24 protein-coding genes are annotated in these 18,997 nt (G+C 71.8%); 10 read left to right on the forward strand and 14 right to left on the reverse strand.

Annotated features, from left to right (window positions below):
- The first annotated feature begins 43 nt into the window (after positions 1 to 43).
- Positions 44 to 706 (forward strand): GntR family transcriptional regulator, encoded by a 663-nt coding sequence (locus AC3RJ6_RS18015; protein WP_491428509.1) that lies wholly within the window; start codon positions 44 to 46, stop codon positions 704 to 706.
- A 34-nt stretch (positions 707 to 740) separates the two neighbouring features.
- Complete coding sequence (locus AC3RJ6_RS18020) at positions 741 to 959, forward strand: hypothetical protein (RefSeq protein ID WP_491428510.1); 219 nt, start codon at positions 741 to 743, stop codon at positions 957 to 959.
- A gap of 24 nt (positions 960 to 983) precedes the next feature.
- Here the strand turns inward: AC3RJ6_RS18020 and AC3RJ6_RS18025 are convergent, their stop codons facing one another.
- The 6 genes from AC3RJ6_RS18025 to AC3RJ6_RS18050 form a co-directional block, all read right to left on the reverse strand.
- Positions 984 to 2,735: a cell wall-binding repeat-containing protein gene (locus AC3RJ6_RS18025; protein ID WP_491428511.1), complete on the reverse strand. Its 1,752-nt coding sequence runs from the start codon at positions 2,733 to 2,735 to the stop codon at positions 984 to 986.
- A 122-nt stretch (positions 2,736 to 2,857) separates the two neighbouring features.
- The gene (locus tag AC3RJ6_RS18030; protein ID WP_491428512.1) at positions 2,858 to 3,706 is read right to left on the reverse strand and encodes a DNA-formamidopyrimidine glycosylase family protein; all 849 of its coding nucleotides are present in this window, start codon (positions 3,704 to 3,706) and stop codon (positions 2,858 to 2,860) included.
- A 75-nt stretch (positions 3,707 to 3,781) separates the two neighbouring features.
- Positions 3,782 to 5,275, reverse strand: a complete 1,494-nt coding sequence (locus AC3RJ6_RS18035) for a hypothetical protein (protein WP_491428513.1) — start codon at positions 5,273 to 5,275, stop codon at positions 3,782 to 3,784.
- A gap of 94 nt (positions 5,276 to 5,369) precedes the next feature.
- On the reverse strand, positions 5,370 to 5,972 hold the full coding sequence (locus AC3RJ6_RS18040; protein ID WP_491428514.1) for an RNA polymerase sigma factor: 603 nt from the start codon (positions 5,970 to 5,972) through the stop codon (positions 5,370 to 5,372).
- A gap of 55 nt (positions 5,973 to 6,027) precedes the next feature.
- Positions 6,028 to 7,203, reverse strand: coding sequence for a hypothetical protein (locus tag AC3RJ6_RS18045; RefSeq protein WP_491428515.1), 1,176 nt, complete (start codon positions 7,201 to 7,203; stop codon positions 6,028 to 6,030).
- An 87-nt stretch (positions 7,204 to 7,290) separates the two neighbouring features.
- Entirely contained in the window at positions 7,291 to 8,988 is a 1,698-nt protein-coding gene (locus AC3RJ6_RS18050) for an ABC-F family ATP-binding cassette domain-containing protein (RefSeq protein ID WP_491428516.1), read from the reverse strand.
- A gap of 75 nt (positions 8,989 to 9,063) precedes the next feature.
- On the opposite strand from AC3RJ6_RS18050, the gene AC3RJ6_RS18055 reads away from it, so the two are divergent.
- Positions 9,064 to 9,642: a 1-acyl-sn-glycerol-3-phosphate acyltransferase gene (locus AC3RJ6_RS18055; protein ID WP_491428517.1), complete on the forward strand. Its 579-nt coding sequence runs from the start codon at positions 9,064 to 9,066 to the stop codon at positions 9,640 to 9,642.
- A 33-nt stretch (positions 9,643 to 9,675) separates the two neighbouring features.
- On the opposite strand, the gene AC3RJ6_RS18060 is transcribed toward AC3RJ6_RS18055, so the two are convergent.
- Positions 9,676 to 10,221 (reverse strand): GNAT family N-acetyltransferase, encoded by a 546-nt coding sequence (locus tag AC3RJ6_RS18060; protein WP_491428518.1) that lies wholly within the window; start codon positions 10,219 to 10,221, stop codon positions 9,676 to 9,678.
- Between the two features lie 139 nt (positions 10,222 to 10,360).
- Between AC3RJ6_RS18060 and AC3RJ6_RS18065 the strand changes: the two genes are divergently transcribed.
- A complete protein-coding gene (locus AC3RJ6_RS18065) occupies positions 10,361 to 10,705 on the forward strand; it encodes a LysR family transcriptional regulator (protein WP_491428519.1) in 345 nt (114 codons plus the stop codon).
- Positions 10,706 to 10,715: 10 nt separating this feature from the next.
- Here the strand turns inward: AC3RJ6_RS18065 and AC3RJ6_RS18070 are convergent, their stop codons facing one another.
- Complete coding sequence (locus tag AC3RJ6_RS18070) at positions 10,716 to 11,315, reverse strand: class I SAM-dependent methyltransferase (protein WP_491428520.1); 600 nt, start codon at positions 11,313 to 11,315, stop codon at positions 10,716 to 10,718.
- A gap of 120 nt (positions 11,316 to 11,435) precedes the next feature.
- Here AC3RJ6_RS18070 and AC3RJ6_RS18075 point away from each other — a divergent pair, with 120 nt between their 5' ends.
- Both AC3RJ6_RS18075 and AC3RJ6_RS18080 read left to right on the forward strand, forming a co-directional pair.
- On the forward strand, positions 11,436 to 12,020 hold the full coding sequence (locus tag AC3RJ6_RS18075; RefSeq protein ID WP_491428521.1) for a hypothetical protein: 585 nt from the start codon (positions 11,436 to 11,438) through the stop codon (positions 12,018 to 12,020).
- 122 nt (positions 12,021 to 12,142) lie between these two features.
- Complete coding sequence (locus AC3RJ6_RS18080; protein ID WP_491428522.1) at positions 12,143 to 12,895, forward strand: patatin-like phospholipase family protein; 753 nt, start codon at positions 12,143 to 12,145, stop codon at positions 12,893 to 12,895.
- A 21-nt stretch (positions 12,896 to 12,916) separates the two neighbouring features.
- Here the strand turns inward: AC3RJ6_RS18080 and AC3RJ6_RS18085 are convergent, their stop codons facing one another.
- Both AC3RJ6_RS18085 and AC3RJ6_RS18090 read right to left on the reverse strand, forming a co-directional pair.
- Positions 12,917 to 13,465, reverse strand: coding sequence for a GNAT family N-acetyltransferase (locus AC3RJ6_RS18085; RefSeq protein WP_491428523.1), 549 nt, complete (start codon positions 13,463 to 13,465; stop codon positions 12,917 to 12,919).
- 50 nt (positions 13,466 to 13,515) lie between these two features.
- Entirely contained in the window at positions 13,516 to 14,085 is a 570-nt protein-coding gene (locus AC3RJ6_RS18090; protein WP_491428524.1) for a dienelactone hydrolase family protein, read from the reverse strand.
- Between the two features lie 67 nt (positions 14,086 to 14,152).
- On the opposite strand from AC3RJ6_RS18090, the gene AC3RJ6_RS18095 reads away from it, so the two are divergent.
- A complete protein-coding gene (locus AC3RJ6_RS18095) occupies positions 14,153 to 14,716 on the forward strand; it encodes an ArsR/SmtB family transcription factor (protein ID WP_491428525.1) in 564 nt (187 codons plus the stop codon).
- A 28-nt stretch (positions 14,717 to 14,744) separates the two neighbouring features.
- Here the strand turns inward: AC3RJ6_RS18095 and AC3RJ6_RS18100 are convergent, their stop codons facing one another.
- Positions 14,745 to 15,104 carry a zinc ribbon domain-containing protein YjdM gene (locus AC3RJ6_RS18100; RefSeq protein WP_491428526.1) on the reverse strand — a complete coding sequence of 120 codons (360 nt, stop codon included), beginning with the start codon at positions 15,102 to 15,104 and terminating at the stop codon, positions 14,745 to 14,747.
- Positions 15,105 to 15,173: 69 nt separating this feature from the next.
- Here AC3RJ6_RS18100 and AC3RJ6_RS18105 point away from each other — a divergent pair, with 69 nt between their 5' ends.
- Positions 15,174 to 15,593 (forward strand): hypothetical protein, encoded by a 420-nt coding sequence (locus tag AC3RJ6_RS18105; protein ID WP_491428527.1) that lies wholly within the window; start codon positions 15,174 to 15,176, stop codon positions 15,591 to 15,593.
- Between the two features lie 91 nt (positions 15,594 to 15,684).
- On the opposite strand, the gene AC3RJ6_RS18110 is transcribed toward AC3RJ6_RS18105, so the two are convergent.
- Together AC3RJ6_RS18110 and ychF are read right to left on the reverse strand one after the other, a co-directional pair.
- Positions 15,685 to 16,080, reverse strand: a complete 396-nt coding sequence (locus AC3RJ6_RS18110; protein WP_491428528.1) for a DMP19 family protein — start codon at positions 16,078 to 16,080, stop codon at positions 15,685 to 15,687.
- A 97-nt stretch (positions 16,081 to 16,177) separates the two neighbouring features.
- Complete coding sequence (gene ychF / locus AC3RJ6_RS18115) at positions 16,178 to 17,251, reverse strand: redox-regulated ATPase YchF (RefSeq protein WP_491428529.1); 1,074 nt, start codon at positions 17,249 to 17,251, stop codon at positions 16,178 to 16,180.
- 144 nt (positions 17,252 to 17,395) lie between these two features.
- Here ychF and AC3RJ6_RS18120 point away from each other — a divergent pair, with 144 nt between their 5' ends.
- Positions 17,396 to 17,698 (forward strand): ArsR/SmtB family transcription factor, encoded by a 303-nt coding sequence (locus tag AC3RJ6_RS18120; protein WP_491428530.1) that lies wholly within the window; start codon positions 17,396 to 17,398, stop codon positions 17,696 to 17,698.
- A complete protein-coding gene (locus tag AC3RJ6_RS18125) occupies positions 17,695 to 18,180 on the forward strand; it encodes an SRPBCC domain-containing protein (protein WP_491428531.1) in 486 nt (161 codons plus the stop codon). Before AC3RJ6_RS18120 ends, AC3RJ6_RS18125 begins: the two co-directional genes overlap by 4 nt.
- Positions 18,181 to 18,229: 49 nt before the next feature.
- On the opposite strand, the gene AC3RJ6_RS18130 is transcribed toward AC3RJ6_RS18125, so the two are convergent.
- Positions 18,230 to 18,976 (reverse strand): class I SAM-dependent methyltransferase, encoded by a 747-nt coding sequence (locus tag AC3RJ6_RS18130; RefSeq protein ID WP_491428532.1) that lies wholly within the window; start codon positions 18,974 to 18,976, stop codon positions 18,230 to 18,232.
- Between the last annotated feature and the right edge of the window lie 21 nt (positions 18,977 to 18,997).

Below are 18,997 nucleotides of genomic sequence, written 5' to 3' on the forward strand. Positions count from 1 at the left end.
GAGATCGCGCACCCTCGCAGCGACGACCCGAGAACGACCCGCCATGACCCACCGCACCGATGAAGCGCTCGCCGACGTCGTCTACCGGGCGCTCCTGCAGGCGATCATCACCGGCGACCCCCGCCCCGGCAGCCGGCTCATCGAGCGCGAGCTGTCGGACCGGTACGAGGTGTCGCGGGTGCCCGTGCGACAGGCGTTGCAGCGGCTCGAGTCCGAGGGGTTCGTCGTCACCGAGCCGCGCCGCGGGGCGGTCGTGCGGCTGTTCACGCGCGCAGACCTCGAGGAGCTCTTCGACGCGCGGCTCTGCATCGAGCCGTTCGCGACGGGGCGGGCCGCGCGGCGCATCGAGCAGGGGCTCGCCGTGCCCGACCGGCTCGGCCGGCTCCTCGAACAGTCGCAGAAGCGGTTCTCGGCCGGTGACGAGCCGGCGGGCGTCTCGGCGAACCTGCGCATCCACGCCGAGATCGTGCGCCTCTCGGGCAACGGGCTGCTCGTGCGCGGCCTCGAGCCGATGCTCGGCCGGATGGAATGGGTCTTCCGGCTGACGCACGAGGCGCGCGACGAGGAGCAGACGCACGAGCACGAGCGCATCCACGACGCCCTCCTCGCGGGCAACGCGGCGCTCGCGGCATCCCTGGCCTACGCCCATATCGAGCTCGGGCGGGCGCCCATCCTCGCGGCGCTCTCCGACGTACTGACCGACTGACGGCGATGTCGGTGGGTGCTGAGAACATCTCAGCATGGAGGTCACAGAACTGCGGCAGACCCGCGAGCTGCACGTCGGCGACATGCTCGTGAGCTCCGCCGACCGCGCCTACGAGGTGACGAAGATCACGCGCGTCGGGCGCGGCATCCGCGTGCAGTACCTCACACCCGACGGCCGGCCGGGCCGGTTCACCGCGGCCCCCGAGGCGATCAGCCGGGTGCGGGTGGGCGGCCACGCACCGCTCGCCGCCTGACGCGCTGCTCCGCGGTCGCCGCCGTCACCCGAGCGTGATGCCGCGTTGCCGCATGAACGGCACGGGGTCGATCTGCACGCCCTTCTGGTACACCTCGAAGTGCAGGTGGCAGCCGGTCGCCGCACCCGTCATGCCCGACCAGCCGATCTGCTGGCCGGCGCGCACGAGCTGCCCCACCTTGACGAGCACGCCGCCGTTCACGAGGTGCGCGTATCCCGTGTCGATGCCCGAGCCGTGCGCGATCTTCACGAAGTTGCCGTACGTGCCGACCCAGGCCGCCGTGCTCACCCGTCCGCCGGAGGCCGCGTAGATCGGCGCGTTGCATCCGGTGCCGATGTCGACGCCCCGATGGATCGACTGGGTGCAGCCGCTCGGGGTGCAGATCGGGTCGCGCGGACCGAACACGTCGGTGATCCGCCCAGAGGCGGGTTTCGCCCAGACGATCGCGCACGGCGTGTTCTCGGCGACCTGCTCGCCGACGACGGCCGTTCCGCCGATGATCACGCGCGTGGGCGGGGCGAGCTGCCCGAGGGCCACCCAGACCGGGTGCGGGATGCACGTGCGCTGCGTGAGGTACATCGGATCGCCGGTGACGCCGGCGAGGGTCGCACCTGCGAGCGCATCGGCGAAGTCGGCGCCCGTGGCGAGGTAGGCGTCGCGCCCCGAGGTCGGGCTCACGCCGAACACCGCCTCGTTGATCGCCGCCGCCGTCAGGTAGCGGTCGGCGCCATCGTGTCGCACGACGCCGAACCCGTTCGCGGCGAGCTGCTTCGCGATGCCGGGGCTGACGGCGCCCGTCCCGCCGGCGATGCGGACGGTGCCGGCACCGAGCTTGTGCAACACCGAGGCCGTCGAGGCCCTCAACGTCGTCGCCATGCCGTCGACGAGCAGCACGGGCGCGCCGATCGCCCCGCCCGCCGCCGACGCGGCCAGTGCATCGGGGAAGTCGCGTCCGGTCGCGACGAACGCCTGCCTCGCGGTGCCGAACGCATCCGCGGCCAGCCGCTCGCCGGTCTCGTAGCGATCGCGCCCGCTGACCCGTGCGATGGCCGGCGTGAGCTTCGCGAGTTCGCGGTAGACCGCCGCACCGACTGCGGCGTCGCCGCCCGCGACCACGATGCGTTTCGGAGCGAGCCGCACGAGCTCGGCGCGCACGACGGACGGCAGCGCGTCGGGGAGCGTCAGGAGGAGCGGTCCGCCGAGGTGGGCGGCCGCCGCAGCCGAGCTCAGCGCGTCGGCGAATCCGGTGCCCGTCGCGACGTAGACGACGGGCACGTTCGGCTCGAACCGGTTCGAGACGGCGACCGCGGTCTCGTAGCGGTCGGCGCCCGCGAGGCGCTGCACGCCCGTGGGGAACGGCACGACCGAGGTCGCGGCGGCTGCCGAGAACCGATCGGATCCCTCGGGCTGCGGGGCGTCCGTCGGTTCGGGCTGCTCGACCGGCGCCTCCGTCGTCGGCGGCTCGGTCACCGGCGGCTCCGTCGCGGGGGGCTCCGTGACGGGCGCTTCGGTCGCCGGCGGCGCGGTCGCGGGCGGCTCGGTCACCGGCGGCTCGGTCGCGGGCGGCTCCGTCGCCGGCGGATCGGTCGACGGCGAGTCGGTGGCGGGTGCCTCGGTGGCCGGAGCCGGCGTCGCCGGCACCGCGGTCGATGGCACGTCGGTGCCGGGAACGGCCTCGCGAAGACCACTCCCGGCGAAGGCGGGAGACACCCCGCCGAGGATCACCGAAACGGTGATCGCCAATCCGGCCGTCAGGCCCCATGCGTTCCGGACCATGCGACGTCCCCCTCCCCGGTCGCGAGGACGTCATGTTGCGACGGCGTCCCCCGACCGACGTTCGCACCTCGCAGTCTATGAGGACTGGTCGGTCGACGGAAGGTCGAGGACAGCCCGTGCGGCTACCCGCCGGAGCGCAGCGGCAGCATCTCGCCGCCGGTCTGGCACGTCGGGCAGTACTGCGCCGTCGTGCTCGCGAAGGTGAAGTCGCGGACGGTGTCACCGCACACGGGACACTCCTCGCCCGCCCGGCCGTGCACGCGCATCGCGGCGACCTTCTCGGCCTTGAGCCGGTCGATCGGCACGCCGCGCCTCGCGTCGATCGCACCGATCACGACCCCGACCGTGCTCGCGTAGAGGTCGTCGAGGGCGGCCTCGTCGAGCGCTGCGGCATGCCCCACCGGCGACAGCTTCGCGGTGTGCAGGATCTCGTCGGAGTACGCGTTGCCGATCCCTGCGAGCGACTCCTGCTCCTGCAGGACGGCCTTCACCTGCTTGCGGCGCCCGGCGACGGCCGCGTCGAAATCTGCGCGCGTGAACTGCTCGTCGGCCGGGTCGGGGCCGAGCTTGGCGACCGCGGGCACCGCCACCGGGTCGTCGACGACCCACAGCCCGAGCGAGACCCAGTCGCCTGCGTCGGTGAACTCGAGCACGGTGCCGTCGTCGAACTCGAGGATCGCGAGCGCCGGCGGGCGGTCATCGCCCGAGGCATCCGCCGGCTCGTCGGACGCGTAGCGCGCCCAGCCGTGCCGTCCGAGCGAGACCACGAGGTGCGCACCGGTCAGTTCGACGTCGAGCAGCTTGCCGTGGCGGGCGACGCCGGCGACGCGTTCGCCCACGAGCGCCGACGGCGGCTCGGTGCGCGTCTTGACGGTGCGGAACTCGACGACGTCGACCGCCGTGACCTCGTGACCGCGGAGTCGCTCGTCGAGTTCGTCGGCGAGCGCCTGCACCTCTGGCGACTCGGGCATGCGCCCAGCCTTGCACGCCGAAGGGGCGGCCCGCCAGCATCGACTGCCGCGGGCCGCCCTCGATCGAGCCGGCCGCTACTCGGCGGAGAAGTCGAGCTCCGCGTCGGCGACCGCGATGATCGACCAGGTTCCGCCGTCGGCGTCGGTGAACTCGTACGCCGGCACCACGAGCACACTGCCGTCGGGCTGCCACTGGCTCGCGAGCCCCAGTCGGGCGTCGACGATCTCGACCTCGTTCACCGGCCACGAGACGGCCGTGCCATCGGCCGGGGTGGCGGGCGGTTCGGTCGGCGGCACGTACGGTTCGGGCGCCGCGACCGAATCGCTCGTCGCCGAATCGCCCTCGGCCGCCAGGTACGGCATGGCCGTCATCTGGGCGCCGAAACGGGGGTCGGAGAGACGCTCGAACGCCTCCTGCTCGCTCACGACGTCGTACTCGCCGAGGCTCACGATCGGTGCGAGGGCGCCGCTCGCGCTGTACGTGCCCTGGTTCGTGACCTCGATCGACCACGCCTGGTCGAGGCGCTGCCCGTCGACGACCGGCCACGCCTGCGCGGATCGGGTGAACGCACCCTCGACGTCGTCGTCGCTCGTGAACTCGAAATCGCCGGGGTCGCGACCCACCGAGCCGATGAGCGCACGCAGCGCATCGATCGCGGCCGCGTCGCTCGGCAGGTCGGGCACGGCGGGTTCGCACGGCTCGACCGGTGCAGCCGGCTCGGTCGTCGCCCCCTCGAGGAGCTTGTTGCACTCCGCCCAGGGGTCGAGCACCGGATTCATGAACCAGAAGCTCAGCGTTCCGTCGAGGCCCACCGACACCGACGGCCCCGTGCCGTCCTGCGGCCCGACGACCCACGAGCCGTCCTTGAGGTCGGGGGTCCCCTCGACACCGAGCGCCGCGGCGAGCGCGCCGACCGTCTCGGCGTTCGAGACGGAACGGGCGTCGTACCCGTAGCCGCCCGCGCTGCCGGCCTCGGTCGCGAGCCCCGATGCGCTGAAGACGTTGCGGCCGAACCCGAAGCCGTACGGGTACGACGCGTCGGCGGCCATCTTGCCGGTGGCGTCGAACGTGCCGCCCGCCGCCGGCATCTGCTCGGTCATCGGCCGGTCGGCGGCTCCGGTCGATTCATCTCCGCCTCCTCCGGGCAGCGAGATGGGCGGCGCGGCGGCACCGGCGAGCGTCGAGGGGCCGTTGAGCCCTGCGCCGGCGGCATAGCCCGCGCCGCCGACGATCGCGAGCGAGGCGGCCACGGCGGCGATGGCGATCCATTTCGGCCTGCGGCGCGAACGTTCGGCATCGAGGTCGGTGACCGCGGCGGCATCGCCACGGCCGGGCGCGGCGTCCCCTGCTCCCGCGGCGGCGACGACCGGCTCCGAGGTGTCGGCCAGCACGCCGGCTACGACCTCGTCGGCGAAACCCTCGCGCGGGTCGATCCCCGCGGCAGGGTCGGCTGCGCGCAGCAGTGCCACGGGGTCGGATGCCTCGCCGGCCGGCACCTCGCGCTCGAGGGCGCCGTCGGGCCCGCGCTCGTCAGCGCTGTTCGGGTCTCGTTCGCGGTCGTCGTTCATGTCGCTCAGCCTCCGTGGTGGGTACACATCGGATATGTCGCCGCCCCGCCGGACCTTGCACCGCGGGCACCGCGGTCCGCGATCGGCGCCCGTCTCAGAACGTCAGCCGCTCGCCCCACGCCTCACGGAGGCGCTTGCGAGCGCGTGAGAGCGCAGCATCCGCGCCCGACCTGGAGATGCCGAGCACCTGCGCGAGCTGTTCGCCGTCGAGCCCCTCCCACGCGTGCAGCAGCAGGATGCGCCGGTCCCGCTCCCCCACGCTCGCGAGCGCGCCGCGCAGCTCGGCGTCGAAGAGCGCACTGAGCTCGGGGTCGTCGGCGACGCGGGCGGCACCGGCCTCGGGTACGTCCTCGACCGGGAGGTCGACGTGCTTTCGACGGTGGTTCGCGAGCGTGAATCCGGCCGTGCGGTAGAGCCACGGCAGCTCGGCGCCGCGCGGCACGTCGTCGCGCCGTCGCCACGCGGTCGCGAACACCTCGGCGGCGAGGTCCTCCGCGTCCTGCCGCGGGCCGCGGCGGGCGAAGTAGCGCACGAGCGCGGTCGAGTGCTCGCGCACGAGTCGGGTGAACCATGCGGCATCGTCGCGGGGGGCGTCCGCGGGAGGCGCGTCGTCGGGTGTCGCATCCGTGTCGGCGCTCAGAGGCATCGGCACTCCCTCGGTCGGGTCGGCATCGACGACGGCGTTGGTGTTCTCCACATCCGGTATGTGTCGCCGCTGCTGCGAGTCTTGCACGCTCGGATCGACTCGCGCCCTACTCCGTGGCTCGGAGGTATTCGAGGTACGATTCCGCGATCGCGATCACCTCCCACTCGCCTCCGTTCGCATCGGTGAACTCGTATCTCGGGACGAGCATCGTGCGCCCGTCGATGAGGGTCTCGGTGCCGAGCACGAGCCGCACGCCGACGATCTCGACCGCTTCGACCGGCCAGTCGATTACGGTGCCCGGGCGCGGCAGCGCGGGCGGCTCGGTGCGCGGCATCCAGTTCGCCGGCCCTTCGTGCACGACATGCGGCGGCCGCGGCGGGATGACGGTGCGCTCGGGACCGAATCGCGGTTCGGCCAGCCGTTCGAGCCCCTCCTGCTCGCTCACGATCTCGACCTCGCCGAGGAGGTCGACCGGTGCGAGTGCGCCCCAGGCGCTGACGATCCCGTCGAAAGTGAACTCGATGTGCCACGATCGGTCGGTGGCCCGGCCGTCGACGACGAACCGTGCCTCGGCCGAGCGGGCCATCGCGCTCTCGCCGTCGGAGGTCACCGAGTCGAACTCGAAGTCCTCCGGGTCCCGGCCCGTCGAGACGACGAGAGCGCGCAGCGCATGGATCGCGTCGCGCGCGGTGGGGATGTCGCCCGTCGGCGCGCACGGAATCTCGATGCCGTCCTCGTCCGGGCAGGAGTACGGATCGATGAGCGGGTCGACGTAGGAGAAGCCGGGCCAGGTCCCGTCGTCGACGGTGAGGCGGGGCCCGCTCTCGTCGTCGGGGCCCACGACCCACACACCGTCGTGCGGCCGCGGTTCACCGCTGAGGCCGAGCGCGCTCGCGAGCGCGGCCACGCCGTCGACGCTCGTCTCGGCCCCGCTGTCGTTGCCGTAGACGGGCGCCTCGCCAGCCTCCGGCGAGAGGATCGACGAGCCGAACGAGAGCCGTGCGCCGCCGTAGGGTGGTCCGTACGTCGTGACGAAGTCGTCGGCGGCAGGTTCGCCGACCGCGCGGCCTGCCGTCGTCGAACCCGCCGACACGCCGAGTGAGATCGGTGCCGCGGCGGGGCCGAGGCGTCGTATCGCCTCTGCTCCGGGCCCCTCACCGGTGGTCGCCTCGATGCCGCGCTGCCGGACGTCGTCGTCGTAACCGCCGATGCCGCCGCAGCGTCCCGCGGCCATGGCGGCCGCGAACCAGATCACGAGGGTGGCCGCAACCACGGCCCTCATGATCCATGCCTTCCCGGCTCCGCGCACATCCTGCTTGTGTCGTGCGCCTCGTCGGTCTTGCATCCCTGCGCGGCGCTCGTGGCCGCCTCAGGCCTCGGCGACCCGCCCCGCGTCGACGTGCCAGCGCCGGTCGAGGTTCACGTGCTCGAGCATGCGGCGGTCGTGGGTCACGAGCAGCAGCGTGCCGTCGTAACCCTCGAGCGCCTGTTCGAGCTGCTCGATCGCGGGCAGGTCGAGATGGTTCGTGGGCTCGTCGAGCACGAGCACGTTGACGCCGCGCGCCTGCAGCAGCGCCATGCCAGCGCGGGTGCGCTCGCCGGGCGACAGGTCGTCGACGGGCCGCAGCACGTGGTCGGCCTTGAGCCCGAACTTCGCGAGCAGGGTTCGCACCTCGCCCGAGCTGAACTCGGGCACGAGGGCCTCGAACGCGTCGGCGAGCGGCGTCGGGCCCGCGAGCTGCGAGCGTGCCTGGTCGATCTCGCCGATCGCGACCGACGAACCGAGGCTCGCACGGCCCGCGTCGGGGGCGATGCGGCCGAGCAGCAGGCCGAGCAGGGTCGACTTGCCGGCGCCGTTCGGCCCCGTGATGCCGATGCGGTCGCCCGCGGAGACCTGCAGCGAGACCGGCCCGAGGGTGAAGTCGCCGCGGGTGACGGCGGCCGCGTCGAGCGTCGCCACGACCGACGACGATCGCGGCGCCCGCCCGATGGTGAACTCGAGCTTCCACTCCTTGCGCGGCTCCTCGACCTCGTCGAGGCGGGCGATGCGGCTCTCCATCTGACGCACCTTCTGCGCCTGCTTCTCGCTCGACTCCATCGAGGCCTTGCGCCGGATCTTGTCGTTGTCGGGCGACTTCTTCATCGCGTTGCGCACGCCCTGGCTCGACCACTCGCGCTGCACCCTGGCTCGCGCGACGAGGTCGGCCTTCTTGGCGGCGAACTCCTCGTAGTCCTCGCGCGCATGGCGGCGCACGGTCTCGCGCTCCTCGAGGTAGGCGTCGTAGCCGCCGCCGTAGACCCGGTTCGAGTGCTGGGCGAGGTCGAGCTCGAGCACCTTGGTGACGGTGCGCGCGAGGAACTCGCGGTCGTGGCTCACGAGCACGACGCCGCCGCGCAGGCCCGCGACGAACGCCTCCAGCCGGGCGAGCCCGTCGAGGTCGAGGTCGTTCGTGGGTTCGTCGAGCAGTACGACGTCGAAGCGCGAGCAGATGAGCGCGGCGAGTCCGACCCGGGCGGCCTGCCCGCCCGAGAGGCCGGTCATGAGCGAGTCGGCGGTGATCGCGTGGCCGGCGCCGGCCTCGCGATCCGACGCGTCCCCGTCGCCGACCGCGAGCCCGAGCTCGGCGAGCACGGCGGGCAGCCGCTCGTCGAGGTCGGCGGCGCCGGAGGCGAGCCACCGTTCGAGGGCGACCGAATACTCCTCGGCCGGGTCGACTCCGGCGGGCGGGGAGGTCGCGGCGAGCAGTTCTGCCGCGGCATCCAGGCGGGCGGATGCCTCGGCGCAACCCGTGCGCCGGGCGACGTACTGCGCGATCGTCTCGCCCTCGACGCGCTCGTGCTCCTGCGGCAGCCAGCCGACGAACGCGTCGGACGGCGCGAGCGAGACGGTGCCCGCGAGGGGCGTGATCGCCCCGCCGAGGATGCCGAGCAGCGTCGACTTGCCTGCGCCGTTCGCGCCGACGACGCCGACGACGTCGCCCGGTGCGACCGTGAGGTCGAGGTCGTCGAACAGCGTGCGATGGGCGTATCCCCCGGCGAGGCCCTGGGCCACGAGTGTTGCGGTCACCGGACAACCCTAGTCAGCCGCACGACCTGCGACCGCATGCCGCTGGGGCCATATGCGATCGCATACGGTTGCGGCATGCTGCGTCGCCTCGTCTCCCGCGTCTACTGGGCCGTGAGCCGGTGGACCTTCCGGAGCGAGCCCGCTCCCGACCGTCCCTCGGTGCTCATCGGCGCGCCGCACACCTCGAACTGGGACTTCGTGCTCATGCTCGGCATCGCCTGGCGCCTCGGCATCGACGTGCGCTGGCTCGGCAAGAAGAGCCTGTTCGCCGGCTGGCGCGGGCCGATCATGCGTGCGCTCGGCGGCATCCCCGTCGATCGCGCCGACCCGAGCCGGGTCGTGGCCGAGGTCGTCGAGCGGGTACGCGCGGGCGAGGTCTTCGGCCTCGTCGTCACCCCCGACGGCACCCGCGGTGCGCACGAATACTGGAAGTCGGGCTTCTACCGCATCGCCCGCGAGACCGGCATGCCCGTCACCCTGGGCTACGTCGATCGCACCACGATGACGACGGGCCTCGGCCCGACGATCGACCTGACCGGGGATGTCGCGGCCGACATGGACCGCATCCGCGAGTTCTACGCCGACAAGTCGGGCGTGCGCCCCGATCAGCGTGTCGAGCCGCGCCTCCGCGAGGAGGCGGCGCTCCGCGTCTGACGGTCGCGCGACGCCGACCGCTCCCCCTGCGCCCTACCCCTGCCCCTGCGCCCGCCGCCACTCGTCGGCGAGCAGACCGAGGATCACCTCGTCGGCGTGTTCGTCGACGACCCACGCCGACGAGCGCAGCACGCCCTCGCGCACGAAGCCGTTGTGCTCGGCCGCGCGCAGCATCGCGTGGTTGTCGGCGAGCGTCTCGATCTGCAGCCGGTGCATGCCGCGGAACGCGAAGCCGTACGTGCAGAGCGTCGCCACGACGTCGGTGCCGTACCCCTTGCCGCGCGTCGACGGCAGCAGTCCGAGGCCGAGATGGGCCATGCGGTTGTGGTTGTCGATGCCCCAGAACGTCGCAGACCCGATCAGCCTCTCGCCCTCGACCTCGACGACCGAGAACTGCACCAGGCCCTCGGCCGACTCGTCGACGACGAGCCGGCGGTCCTTCGTGCCGGGCGTCAGCGGTCGCCACGGCCGGCCCTCCGCACGGGCCGCGTTGATCGGGTCGTCGTAGAGCTCCGCCAGCAGGACCGGGATGTCGTCGTCGTGCCGGGCCCGGAGCCCGATCTTCGCGCCTCGCAGCATGACTCCCTTCCTATCCGGTCGCGCGCATCGACGGCAAGGCCGGCGGGCGAGTCCCCGACGAGCCCGAGGAGCGCCCGCCGGACGGTTGACGTACCCTGAACACGGCCGCGTCGTCGCGCGGACGAACAAAAGGCTCCCCGTGAACGTCACCCTGCTCCGGCGATTCGTCGCCGTCGCCGAGGAGCTGCACTTCCCGCGCGCCGCCGAGGCGCTCGGCATCCCGCTCGCGTCGCTCTACTCCTCGATCGAGAAGCTCGAGACCGAGCTCGGCGGCGCCCTGTTCACGCGTCAGAACCCCACCCGTCTGACCGAGCTCGGAGCAGCCTTCCTGCCCGAGGCCCGCGCCGAGATCGACGCGGCGCCGGCACCCGCGGCGCAACCTCGCGCGAAGGCCGGTGGCAAGGCGAAGGCTTCGAAGGGCAAGGGTCGCGCCCCCATCGTGAAGGGTCAGCCGAAACCGTACAAGAAGCGGCAAGGACGCTGAGCAGCGGGGCTCAGCGCCGCCGAGCGAGGATCGCGCCGTACGGCCGATGACCCGGGTCGGTGCGGGTATGGGTCTCGACGACGTCGAAACCCGCCGCGTCGAGGGCTTCGGTCATCTCGGGCACGGGCCAGAAGTACGCGGTGACCACGGCGTGGTCGAACGGCTCGAGCCGCGGGCCCTCGAAGAAGCCCATCAGCAGCGTTCCGCCGGGCCGGATGCCGCGTGCGAACTCCGCCAGGATCGCGGGCACGCCCTCGGGCTCGGTGTGGATGACCGAGTACCAGGCGAGGATGCCGCCGAGCGAGGCATCCTCGACCGGAAGCGACCCCAGCTCGCCGAGCCGGAACGACACGTCGGGGAATCGGCGCGCGGCTCCGTCGACGAACGCGGGCACCAGGTCGACGCCGACGGCGTCGACCCCGTGCTCGTGGAGGAACTGCGTCCAGTGCCCGGGGCCGCAGCCGGCGTCGATGGCCGGACCGTCGACCGCTTCGGCCCAGCGCGCGATCAGGTCGCGGTCGGGTGCGGCCATGTCGTCGATCGACCCCAGGAGCTCGGTGTACTCGCGCGCCCGCGCGGCGTAGCGCGCTCGTACCGTCGACGTTCCCATGCGACCTCCTCCGTCCAAACCTAGGGGGCGACGCAGACATCGGCGTTCGGCACAACCCCCTGCCGCCGGAGCACGCCGGACCGTTGAATGGTGCTGTCGCCGGAAGGGTGGAACGCACTCATGGATACGAGCATCTGGATCTGGATCATCGTCGCGATCGTCGTGATCGCGATCATCGTGGCGGTCGTCGTCTGGGCCAACTCGCGGCGCCGCGAGCAGGCCAAGGCCGACGCCGATCGCCGGCGCGCGGCGAAGCTGCGGGAGAAGTCCGAGGAGACCGAACGCATCGCCCGCGAACAGGCCGCCGCGGCCTCGCAGGCCGACGCCGACCGGCTCGCCGCCCAGGCGAGCGCCGCCGAGGCGGAGGCATCGGCCGAGCGCGCACGCCTCGAGGCGGAGCGACTCGAGCGCGAGGGAGCCGAACGGGCCGAACACGCGGCCGCGTTCCAGGAGAAGGCCGACGCACAGGCGCGCAAGGCGGCCGAGGTCGACCCCGACGTGCCCGCGGAGGCGATGCGCGGGCGGCACGCGGACGGCGATGCGGAGGCCGGTCGTCGTGATCGGTCCACCGTGCGAGATGATCGGGTCGCCGGACCGACCGGGGATGCGACCGCGGCGGACGAGGAAGCGCGCCCGGCCACAGCGGGCACGACCGACGACGACACTCGACGCGACGCCGCCCCGCGCGACGGCACCACGGTCTGACGCGCGCGGGTGACGCGGGGCGCCCGCTGTCACCCAGCCGCTCAGGGTTCTCACCGCGGGCGCACAGCATCGCCGCACGCAGGCACGTTACGGTCGACCGCAGACAGATCGGAGAACCGTACGTGACCGCGAGCGACGACCCTGCCCTCGGCCTCACACTGAGCGGCGGCGCCGCGTTCGGTGCAGCGCATATCGGTGTCCTGCACGAGCTCGCGGACCGCGGCATCCGCCCCGGCATCGCCGTCGGTACGAGCTCGGGCGCCCTGATCGCCGCCGCCTACGCGGCGGGCTTCGACCCGGCCGAGATCGAACGCGTCGCCCTCGCGTTCCGCTGGCGGGAGATCGCCCGCTGGTCGTTCGCCCCGCGACTCGGCCTGCTCGACTCGCGCGCGATCGACGACGGCGTGCGACGCGTGTTCGGCTGCGATCCGCTCATCGAGCAGCTCCCGCGCCGGTTCGGCGCGGTCGCCACCGACCTCCGCTCCCGTCGCGCGGTGACCGTCGATCACGGGCCGCTGAGCGTCGCGCTGCGGTCGACCATCGCGGTGCCGGGCCTGCTCGCACCCGTGCGTCGCCACGGCGCCCTCCTCGCCGACGGCGGAATGGTCGACAACGTGCCGTTCGCCGCTGCACGCGAGCTCGGCGCGTCGCGGGTCATCGTCGTGCGCCTGCACGCGAAGTTCGAGAACGTGCGCATGATGCGCACGGTCAGCCGCACCGCCGACCTCGTGCGCGATCCCTCGGTCGTGCTCGTCCAGCCCGAGATGGAGGGCATGGCGCAATGGACGATGTCGGACGCCCCGCGCCTCATCGCCGAGGGGCGCCGTGCCGCGGCCCTCGCGCTCGACGCGGCGTCCGAGCTCGCGGCCGCCTGAGCCGCCTCGCCGCTCGCGCGTTCAGCGCTCCCAGTCGCGCCGCAGCAGGCCGTACACCCACGTGTCGGACACGTCGCCGTTGACGATGCAGTCCTCGCGCAGCGTGCCCTCGCGCTCGAAGCCGAGCTTCTCGAGCACCCGGGCGGAGGCCACGTTGCGGGTGTCGGTCTCGGACTGGACGCGGTTGAGGTCGAGTGCGTCGAACGCCCACCCGAGCAGCGCTCGGGCCGACTCCGTCGCATACCCGCGCCCCCACGACGACTGCCTGAAGCAGTAGCCGAGGGACGCGCTCTTGAAATCGGGATTCCAGCTGTTGAACGTTGCCCAGCCGACGAAGGCGCCGTCGTCCGTGCGCTCGATCGCGACGCGTGCGCCGCTGCCCTCCTCCGCCATCCGCCGGCAGCCGGCCATGAAGCGCTCGATCGACGATCGGTCGGTCCACGGCGGGGAGTCCCAGTAGCGCAGCACGTGCGCATCGCTGTTCAGGGCGAAGAGGTCGTCGGCGTCGGCCTCGGCGAAGGGACGCAGTCGCAGTCGTTCGGTGTGCAGGGTGGGCGTGGGCAGGGTCACCTCGACATGGTCGCACGATTCCCGTGCCCGTGCCCGTGCACGTGCTCGGCTCAGACCTCGGCGAGGAACGCCTTCACCCGCTCGGCGAGCAGCGCCGCCGCCTCGGGGTCGTACGCGTCGAGCGAGGAGTCGGCGAAGAGGTGCTGGTCGCCGGGGTAGACGAACAGCTCGGCCTCGCTCGTCGCGGCGACGAGTTCGCGCGTGGCCGGCAGGTCCTCGTCGAAGAACTCGTCGCCCTCCTTGCCGTGGATCTGCACCGGCACACCCTCCGGCCACGCTTCCCCGAACTCGTCGACCGGGAGGCAGGAGTAGATGAGCAGCGCCCCGCGGGCACCCGGACGGGTCTGCGCGAGCCGCTGTGCGATCGTCACGCCGAACGAGAACCCGGCGTAGACGAGTTCGGGGCCGAGCTCCGCGGCCGCGGCCGCGCCGCGCTCGCGGATCACCTCGAAGCCCGTCTCGCGGGCGTACGCGAATCCCTCCTCGATGCTGTCGAAGGTACGACCGTCGAACAGGTCGGGCGCGTGCACCGTGTGGCCGGCCCGCCGAAGGTCCTCGGCGAAGGCCTCGACCCCATCGGTCAGGCCCTGGATGTGGTGGTACAGCAGTACTTCGGCCATGTCAGCGGCGCCCCTCGTCGATTGATCGAATGTTCTGGATCATTCGAGAATGCTAGTCTGTTCGGTCATGGCGGACAACCCTCCGGACTACGAGCTCGCCGATCGCCTGGCGCTGACCGAGCCGGCGCAGGTGCGCGCGATCGGCCACCCGCTGCGCACGACGATCCTGCAGCTCATGCACGAACGCGCTGCGACCGTGACCGAGCTGGCGACGGCCGTCGGGCGCCCCAAGAGCACGGTGGCGCACCACGTCGACGTGCTCGTCGACAACGGCCTGCTGCGGGTGGTTCGCACGCGCCGGGTGCGCGCGATCGAGGAGCGCTTCTACGGGCGCACCGCGCGCATGTTCTTCGTGGCGGCCGAGCCGACGTCGGCCGGCGCCGAGGCACCCCGCGACTTCAACGACTTCGAGGTCGCCGCGCGCGAGTCGGCGACGGCGTTCGAGCAGGGCCGCCTGTGGGGGTTCATCCGGCACGCGCGCATCTCGGAGCAGCAGGCCTCCGAGTTCTGGCGCCGCATGGCCGAGCTGGTCGACGAGTTCGACCGGCTGCCGCGGTCGGGCGAGACGGTCTACGGGTTCGCGGTCGGCGTCTACCCGAGCGACCACCCGGCGCTGCCGGCCGCCGAGTGACGGCCGCCCGCGACGCGCTCGGCGCGCGTCAGACCTTCTTGACGACGCTCGACTTCAGCTGCAGCTGACCGAAGCCGTCGACCTTGCCGTCGAGGTCGTGGTCGCCGACGCCGTCGACGAGCCGGATCCCGCGCACCTTGGTGCCGACCTTGATGGTGCCAGATGCACCCTTGACCTTGAGGTCCTTGACCACGGTGACGGTATCGCCGTCGGCGAGCACGTTGCCGACCGCGTCCGTGATCACCCGCGCGTCGGAATCGGCCGAGGCATCCGCATCGACGTCGCCGGGCGCCCACTCGTGCCCGCACATCGGGCACACGAGCAGCGCCCCCATCTCATAGGTGTGCTCGCTCGAGCACTCGGGGCAGCGGGGCAGGGTGTCGGTCATGAGGTCCTCTCTGCGAACATTCGTCCGCGCATTCGTCCGCCGCCGATTCGCGCGGGGTACCGTGAGCATATGCACGGTCGCCCCGGCCCTCTCGACGCTGAGTTGATCGTCTATATCGACCACGCGAACGTACACGACGGTCGCCTCGATGAGCTCAAGGCGGGAGTCGAGCGGCTCGTCGGCGTCATCGAGCGGCTCGAGCCGCGCCTCATCGCATACGGTTTCCATTTCGACGAGGGCTCGGAGCGGATGACGGTCACCGCCGTACACCCCGACTGCACCTCGCTCGAACTGCACCTGGAGGTCGGCCGGGAGGAGTTCCGCAGGCTCGCGGAACTGATTACCCTTACGGGCATCGAGGTCTACGGGTCCATCAGCGATCGCGCCCGCGAGATGCTCGAACAGAAGGCCGCGATGCTCGGAGGCGCCGGTGTGCTCGTGGTCGAGCGGTTCGCCGGGTTCGCACGGACTCCCCCGGCGAGCGACTGACCGAACAACCAGCCGGACGGCCTTCGGCACGGCCTGGCTCAGACCTTGAAGCGGAACTCCATCGAGTTACGTCGGCGTTCGGCATTCCGCTTCAGCTTGCAAGGGCGGCGTTCAATCTCACGTCAGTGTCGGTCGACGCTTCCAGTTCGTAGAAGCGGTTATCGCAAGCGTCGAGTTCTTCATCCAGCCCAAGTTCGTCCAGCAACTCCTCACGTCGCGCCTGCTCCTGAGGGTAGGTCGGACCGAGAAGCGCCATGGCGTCCTTGAGAAGGAGCATCCACTCCGTCCCCAGAAGGGCTTCGAGGCCGCTCAGTGCGATTGGGGCGGTGTTGCCGCCCCAATAGCGGAAGTAGACATCGAAGCCACCTGAGTTGACTTCCTGCCGCAGATCGCACACCGCCGCGACCGACTGCTCCAACGGAGACAGATCACTCCGATCGCTGTCACCGAGCGATTCGTAGAACGACCAAACATCAGCCTGGACCATGGCGCAAGAGTAGTCAATCCACGCTCAGCCGCAGATGTCTTGAGCCCTACCGCAGCATGCGGTGTCGACCCGTTGGCACACCTGACGGCGCTGAAACTTATACGTTGAAGCGGAACTCCACGACGTCGCCGTCCTGCATGACGTAGTCCTTGCCCTCCATGCGGGCCTTGCCCTTCGCGCGCGCCTCGGCGACCGAACCGGTCTCGACGAGGTCGGCGAACGAGATGACCTCGGCCTTGATGAAGCCGCGCTCGAAGTCGGTGTGGATGACGCCCGCCGCCTGCGGGGCCTTGTCGCCCTTGCGGATCGTCCACGCCCGCGACTCCTTGGGGCCGGCCGTGAGGTAGGTCTGGAGGCCCAGCGTGTCGAAGCCGACGCGCGCGAGCTGGTCGAGGCCCGACTCCTCCTGACCCGTCGAGGCGAGCAGCTCGGCCGCCTCCTCGGGGTCGAGGTCGATGAGCTCCGACTCGATCTTCGCGTCGAGGAACACGGCCTCGGCGGGTGCGACGAGCTCGGCCAGTGCGGCCTTCTTCGCCGCGTCGGTGAGCACCTCCTCGTCGACGTTGAAGACGTAGATGAAGGGCTTGGCCGTGAGCAGGCCGAGCTCCTTGATGGGCGCGAGGTCGACCTTCGAGGCCGAGAGCGGGGTGCCGGCCTGCAGCACCTCCTTCGCCTCCTTCGCCGCGGCGAGCACCGAGGGGTCGAGCTTCTTGCCCTTGACCTCCTTCTCGTAGCGCGTGATGGCGCGCTCGAGGGTCTCGAGGTCGGCGAGGATGAGCTCGGTGTTGATCGTCTCCATGTCGGCCTTGGGGTCGACGGCACCGTCGACGTGCACCACGTCGGAGTCGCTGAACCCGCGCACGACCTGCGCGATCGCGTCGGCCTCGCGGATGTTCGCGAGGAACTTGTTGCCGAGCCCCTCGCCCTCCGACGCGCCGCGCACGATGCCGGCGATGTCGACGAACGACACGGCGGCCGGCAGGATGCGCTCGGAGCCGAAGATCGCGGCGAGCTGCTCGAGGCGCGGGTCGGGCAGGTTCACCACGCCGACGTTGGGCTCGATCGTCGCGAACGGGTAGTTCGCCGCGAGCACCTGGTTCTTGGTGAGGGCGTTGAAGAGGGTCGACTTGCCGACGTTCGGGAGACCGACGATTCCGATGGTGAGTGCCACGGGGGTCTATCGTACCGGTCCCGAGCCGACCGCTTCATGGGTGCGAGGCGGGGCGGATGCCGCGCGCCCGCGCCGAACGCCCGACAGACACCCTTGCGGTCGTATTTGGTAAGTAGTAACTTACGGTTCGTGGAGGCTTACCAAGTGTTGGACGCCCTCGGCGACACGACCCGGCGGCGCATCGTCGAGCTGCTGGCGACGGCCGGGCCGCTCTCGGTCGGCGAGCTCGCGGAGCGACTGCCCGTGAGCCGGCCTGCCGTGTCGCAGCACCTGCGCGTGCTCGCGACGAGCGGGCTCGTCGCGCACGACGCGCGGGGCACGCGCAACATCTATCGCCTCGACGACCGCGGCGCCACGGCGCTGCGGGGCTGGCTCGACGAGTTCTGGTCGGCCGCACTCTCCCGCTTCGCCGAGGCGGCGGAACGCGAATCGAAGGAGTCATCGTGAACGAGACAGCCGACCTGGACCAGAACGGCATCATGGACGGGACCGACCCGTACGACGACGCGATCGTCAAGACCGTGCACGTGCCCCTCGCGCCCGACCGGGCGTTCGAGCTGTTCACCGAGCGCATCGTCGAGTGGTGGCCGCTCGCGACGCATTCGACCGGCCACGAGGATGCGGTCGGCCTCGCGATCGACGGCCGGGTCGGCGGGCTCATCGTCGAGACGCAGCGCGACGGCACCACGAGCGTGTGGGGCACGCTCACCCGCTGGGATCCGCCGCACGGGCTCGCGTTCACGTGGCATCCCTCGCTCGGCCCCGAGGAGGCGACCGACGTCGCCGTCACGTTCGCGGCCGAGGGCGACGGGTGCACGCTCACGCTCGTGCACACGGGGTGGGTGAAGCGCCGCGACGGCGACGTGCGCGACCGCTACGTGACCGGATGGGAGTTCGTGCTCGGCAGGTTCGCGGCCGCGGCGGCCTGATCGCCGCGAACGGCGCCGGCCATGAGGCATCCGGCCGCAGCGATGCGCGTCAGGCGAGCCGCGCGCGGAAGCAGCGGGTCAGGTACGGCACCTCGAGCTCGTCGCGGCCCTCCAGATCGGGATGCCGCGCCAGCAGCTCCTCGAGCCTCGTGATCGTGTCGCGCTGCTCGTCGGGGCTCGCCGTGATGAAGTACGAGCGCGAGCGCACGAGGTCGAGGAACCGTTCGCGGCTCATCGTCGCCGACCAGGCGACCGTGCGCTCCTCGATCGGGCCGAACGGCGCGCCGATGCGCACGTAGCCCTCGAAGCTCGCGCTCGCGTCGTGTCGCTCGTGCATGATCTCGCCCGCCTCGTGCAGCCAGCCGACGCTCGTGTCCCGGCTGTTCCAGACGAGGCCCAGCACGCCGCCGGGGCGCAGCACGCGTGCGATCTCGGGCACGGCACGTTCGGGGATGAACCAGTGCCACGCCTGCCCCACCACGACCGCGTCGACCGCGTCGTCCTCGATCGGGATGTCCTCGGCCGTGCCCAGGATGCGCGGCACCCCGGGCACCGCGATCTCGAGCTCGTCGAGCATCTCCTCGACGGGATCGACGGCGATCACCTCGCGGTCGAGCTCCACGAGCACCTGGGTCAGCTTGCCGGTGCCCGCCCCGAGGTCGAGCACGCGCCTCGCATCGCCGACGAGCCAGGCGACGGCCTCGGCCGGGTACCCGGGCCGGGCCGCGTGATAGACGGATGCCGCGGAGCCGAACGATCGCGCGGCATGCTCGTTCTCCGGTCCGAGGGGATTCATGGTCCCCATTCCATGCCCGCG

The sequence above is a fragment of the Agromyces cucurbitae genome (assembly GCF_058349945.1).

What these genes read in the sequence shown, in the direction of transcription:
- AC3RJ6_RS18105 (WP_491428527.1), top strand. Translation starts at nt 15,174, where the DNA reads ATGCACGGTCGCCCCGGCCCTCTCGACGCTGAGTTGATCGTCTATATC.
- AC3RJ6_RS18090 (WP_491428524.1), bottom strand. Translation starts at nt 14,085, where the DNA reads ATGGCCGAAGTACTGCTGTACCACCACATCCAGGGCCTGACCGATGGG.
- AC3RJ6_RS18030 (WP_491428512.1), bottom strand. Translation starts at nt 3,706, where the DNA reads ATGCCCGAGTCGCCAGAGGTGCAGGCGCTCGCCGACGAACTCGACGAG.
- AC3RJ6_RS18020 (WP_491428510.1), top strand. Translation starts at nt 741, where the DNA reads ATGGAGGTCACAGAACTGCGGCAGACCCGCGAGCTGCACGTCGGCGAC.
- AC3RJ6_RS18075 (WP_491428521.1), top strand. Translation starts at nt 11,436, where the DNA reads ATGGATACGAGCATCTGGATCTGGATCATCGTCGCGATCGTCGTGATC.
- AC3RJ6_RS18025 (WP_491428511.1), bottom strand. Translation starts at nt 2,735, where the DNA reads ATGGTCCGGAACGCATGGGGCCTGACGGCCGGATTGGCGATCACCGTT.
- AC3RJ6_RS18130 (WP_491428532.1), bottom strand. Translation starts at nt 18,976, where the DNA reads ATGAATCCCCTCGGACCGGAGAACGAGCATGCCGCGCGATCGTTCGGC.
- AC3RJ6_RS18095 (WP_491428525.1), top strand. Translation starts at nt 14,153, where the DNA reads ATGGCGGACAACCCTCCGGACTACGAGCTCGCCGATCGCCTGGCGCTG.
- AC3RJ6_RS18110 (WP_491428528.1), bottom strand. Translation starts at nt 16,080, where the DNA reads ATGGTCCAGGCTGATGTTTGGTCGTTCTACGAATCGCTCGGTGACAGC.
- AC3RJ6_RS18100 (WP_491428526.1), bottom strand. Translation starts at nt 15,104, where the DNA reads ATGACCGACACCCTGCCCCGCTGCCCCGAGTGCTCGAGCGAGCACACC.
- AC3RJ6_RS18035 (WP_491428513.1), bottom strand. Translation starts at nt 5,275, where the DNA reads ATGAACGACGACCGCGAACGAGACCCGAACAGCGCTGACGAGCGCGGG.
- AC3RJ6_RS18060 (WP_491428518.1), bottom strand. Translation starts at nt 10,221, where the DNA reads ATGCTGCGAGGCGCGAAGATCGGGCTCCGGGCCCGGCACGACGACGAC.
- AC3RJ6_RS18070 (WP_491428520.1), bottom strand. Translation starts at nt 11,315, where the DNA reads ATGGGAACGTCGACGGTACGAGCGCGCTACGCCGCGCGGGCGCGCGAG.
- AC3RJ6_RS18015 (WP_491428509.1), top strand. Translation starts at nt 44, where the DNA reads ATGACCCACCGCACCGATGAAGCGCTCGCCGACGTCGTCTACCGGGCG.
- AC3RJ6_RS18055 (WP_491428517.1), top strand. Translation starts at nt 9,064, where the DNA reads ATGCTGCGTCGCCTCGTCTCCCGCGTCTACTGGGCCGTGAGCCGGTGG.
- AC3RJ6_RS18045 (WP_491428515.1), bottom strand. Translation starts at nt 7,203, where the DNA reads ATGAGGGCCGTGGTTGCGGCCACCCTCGTGATCTGGTTCGCGGCCGCC.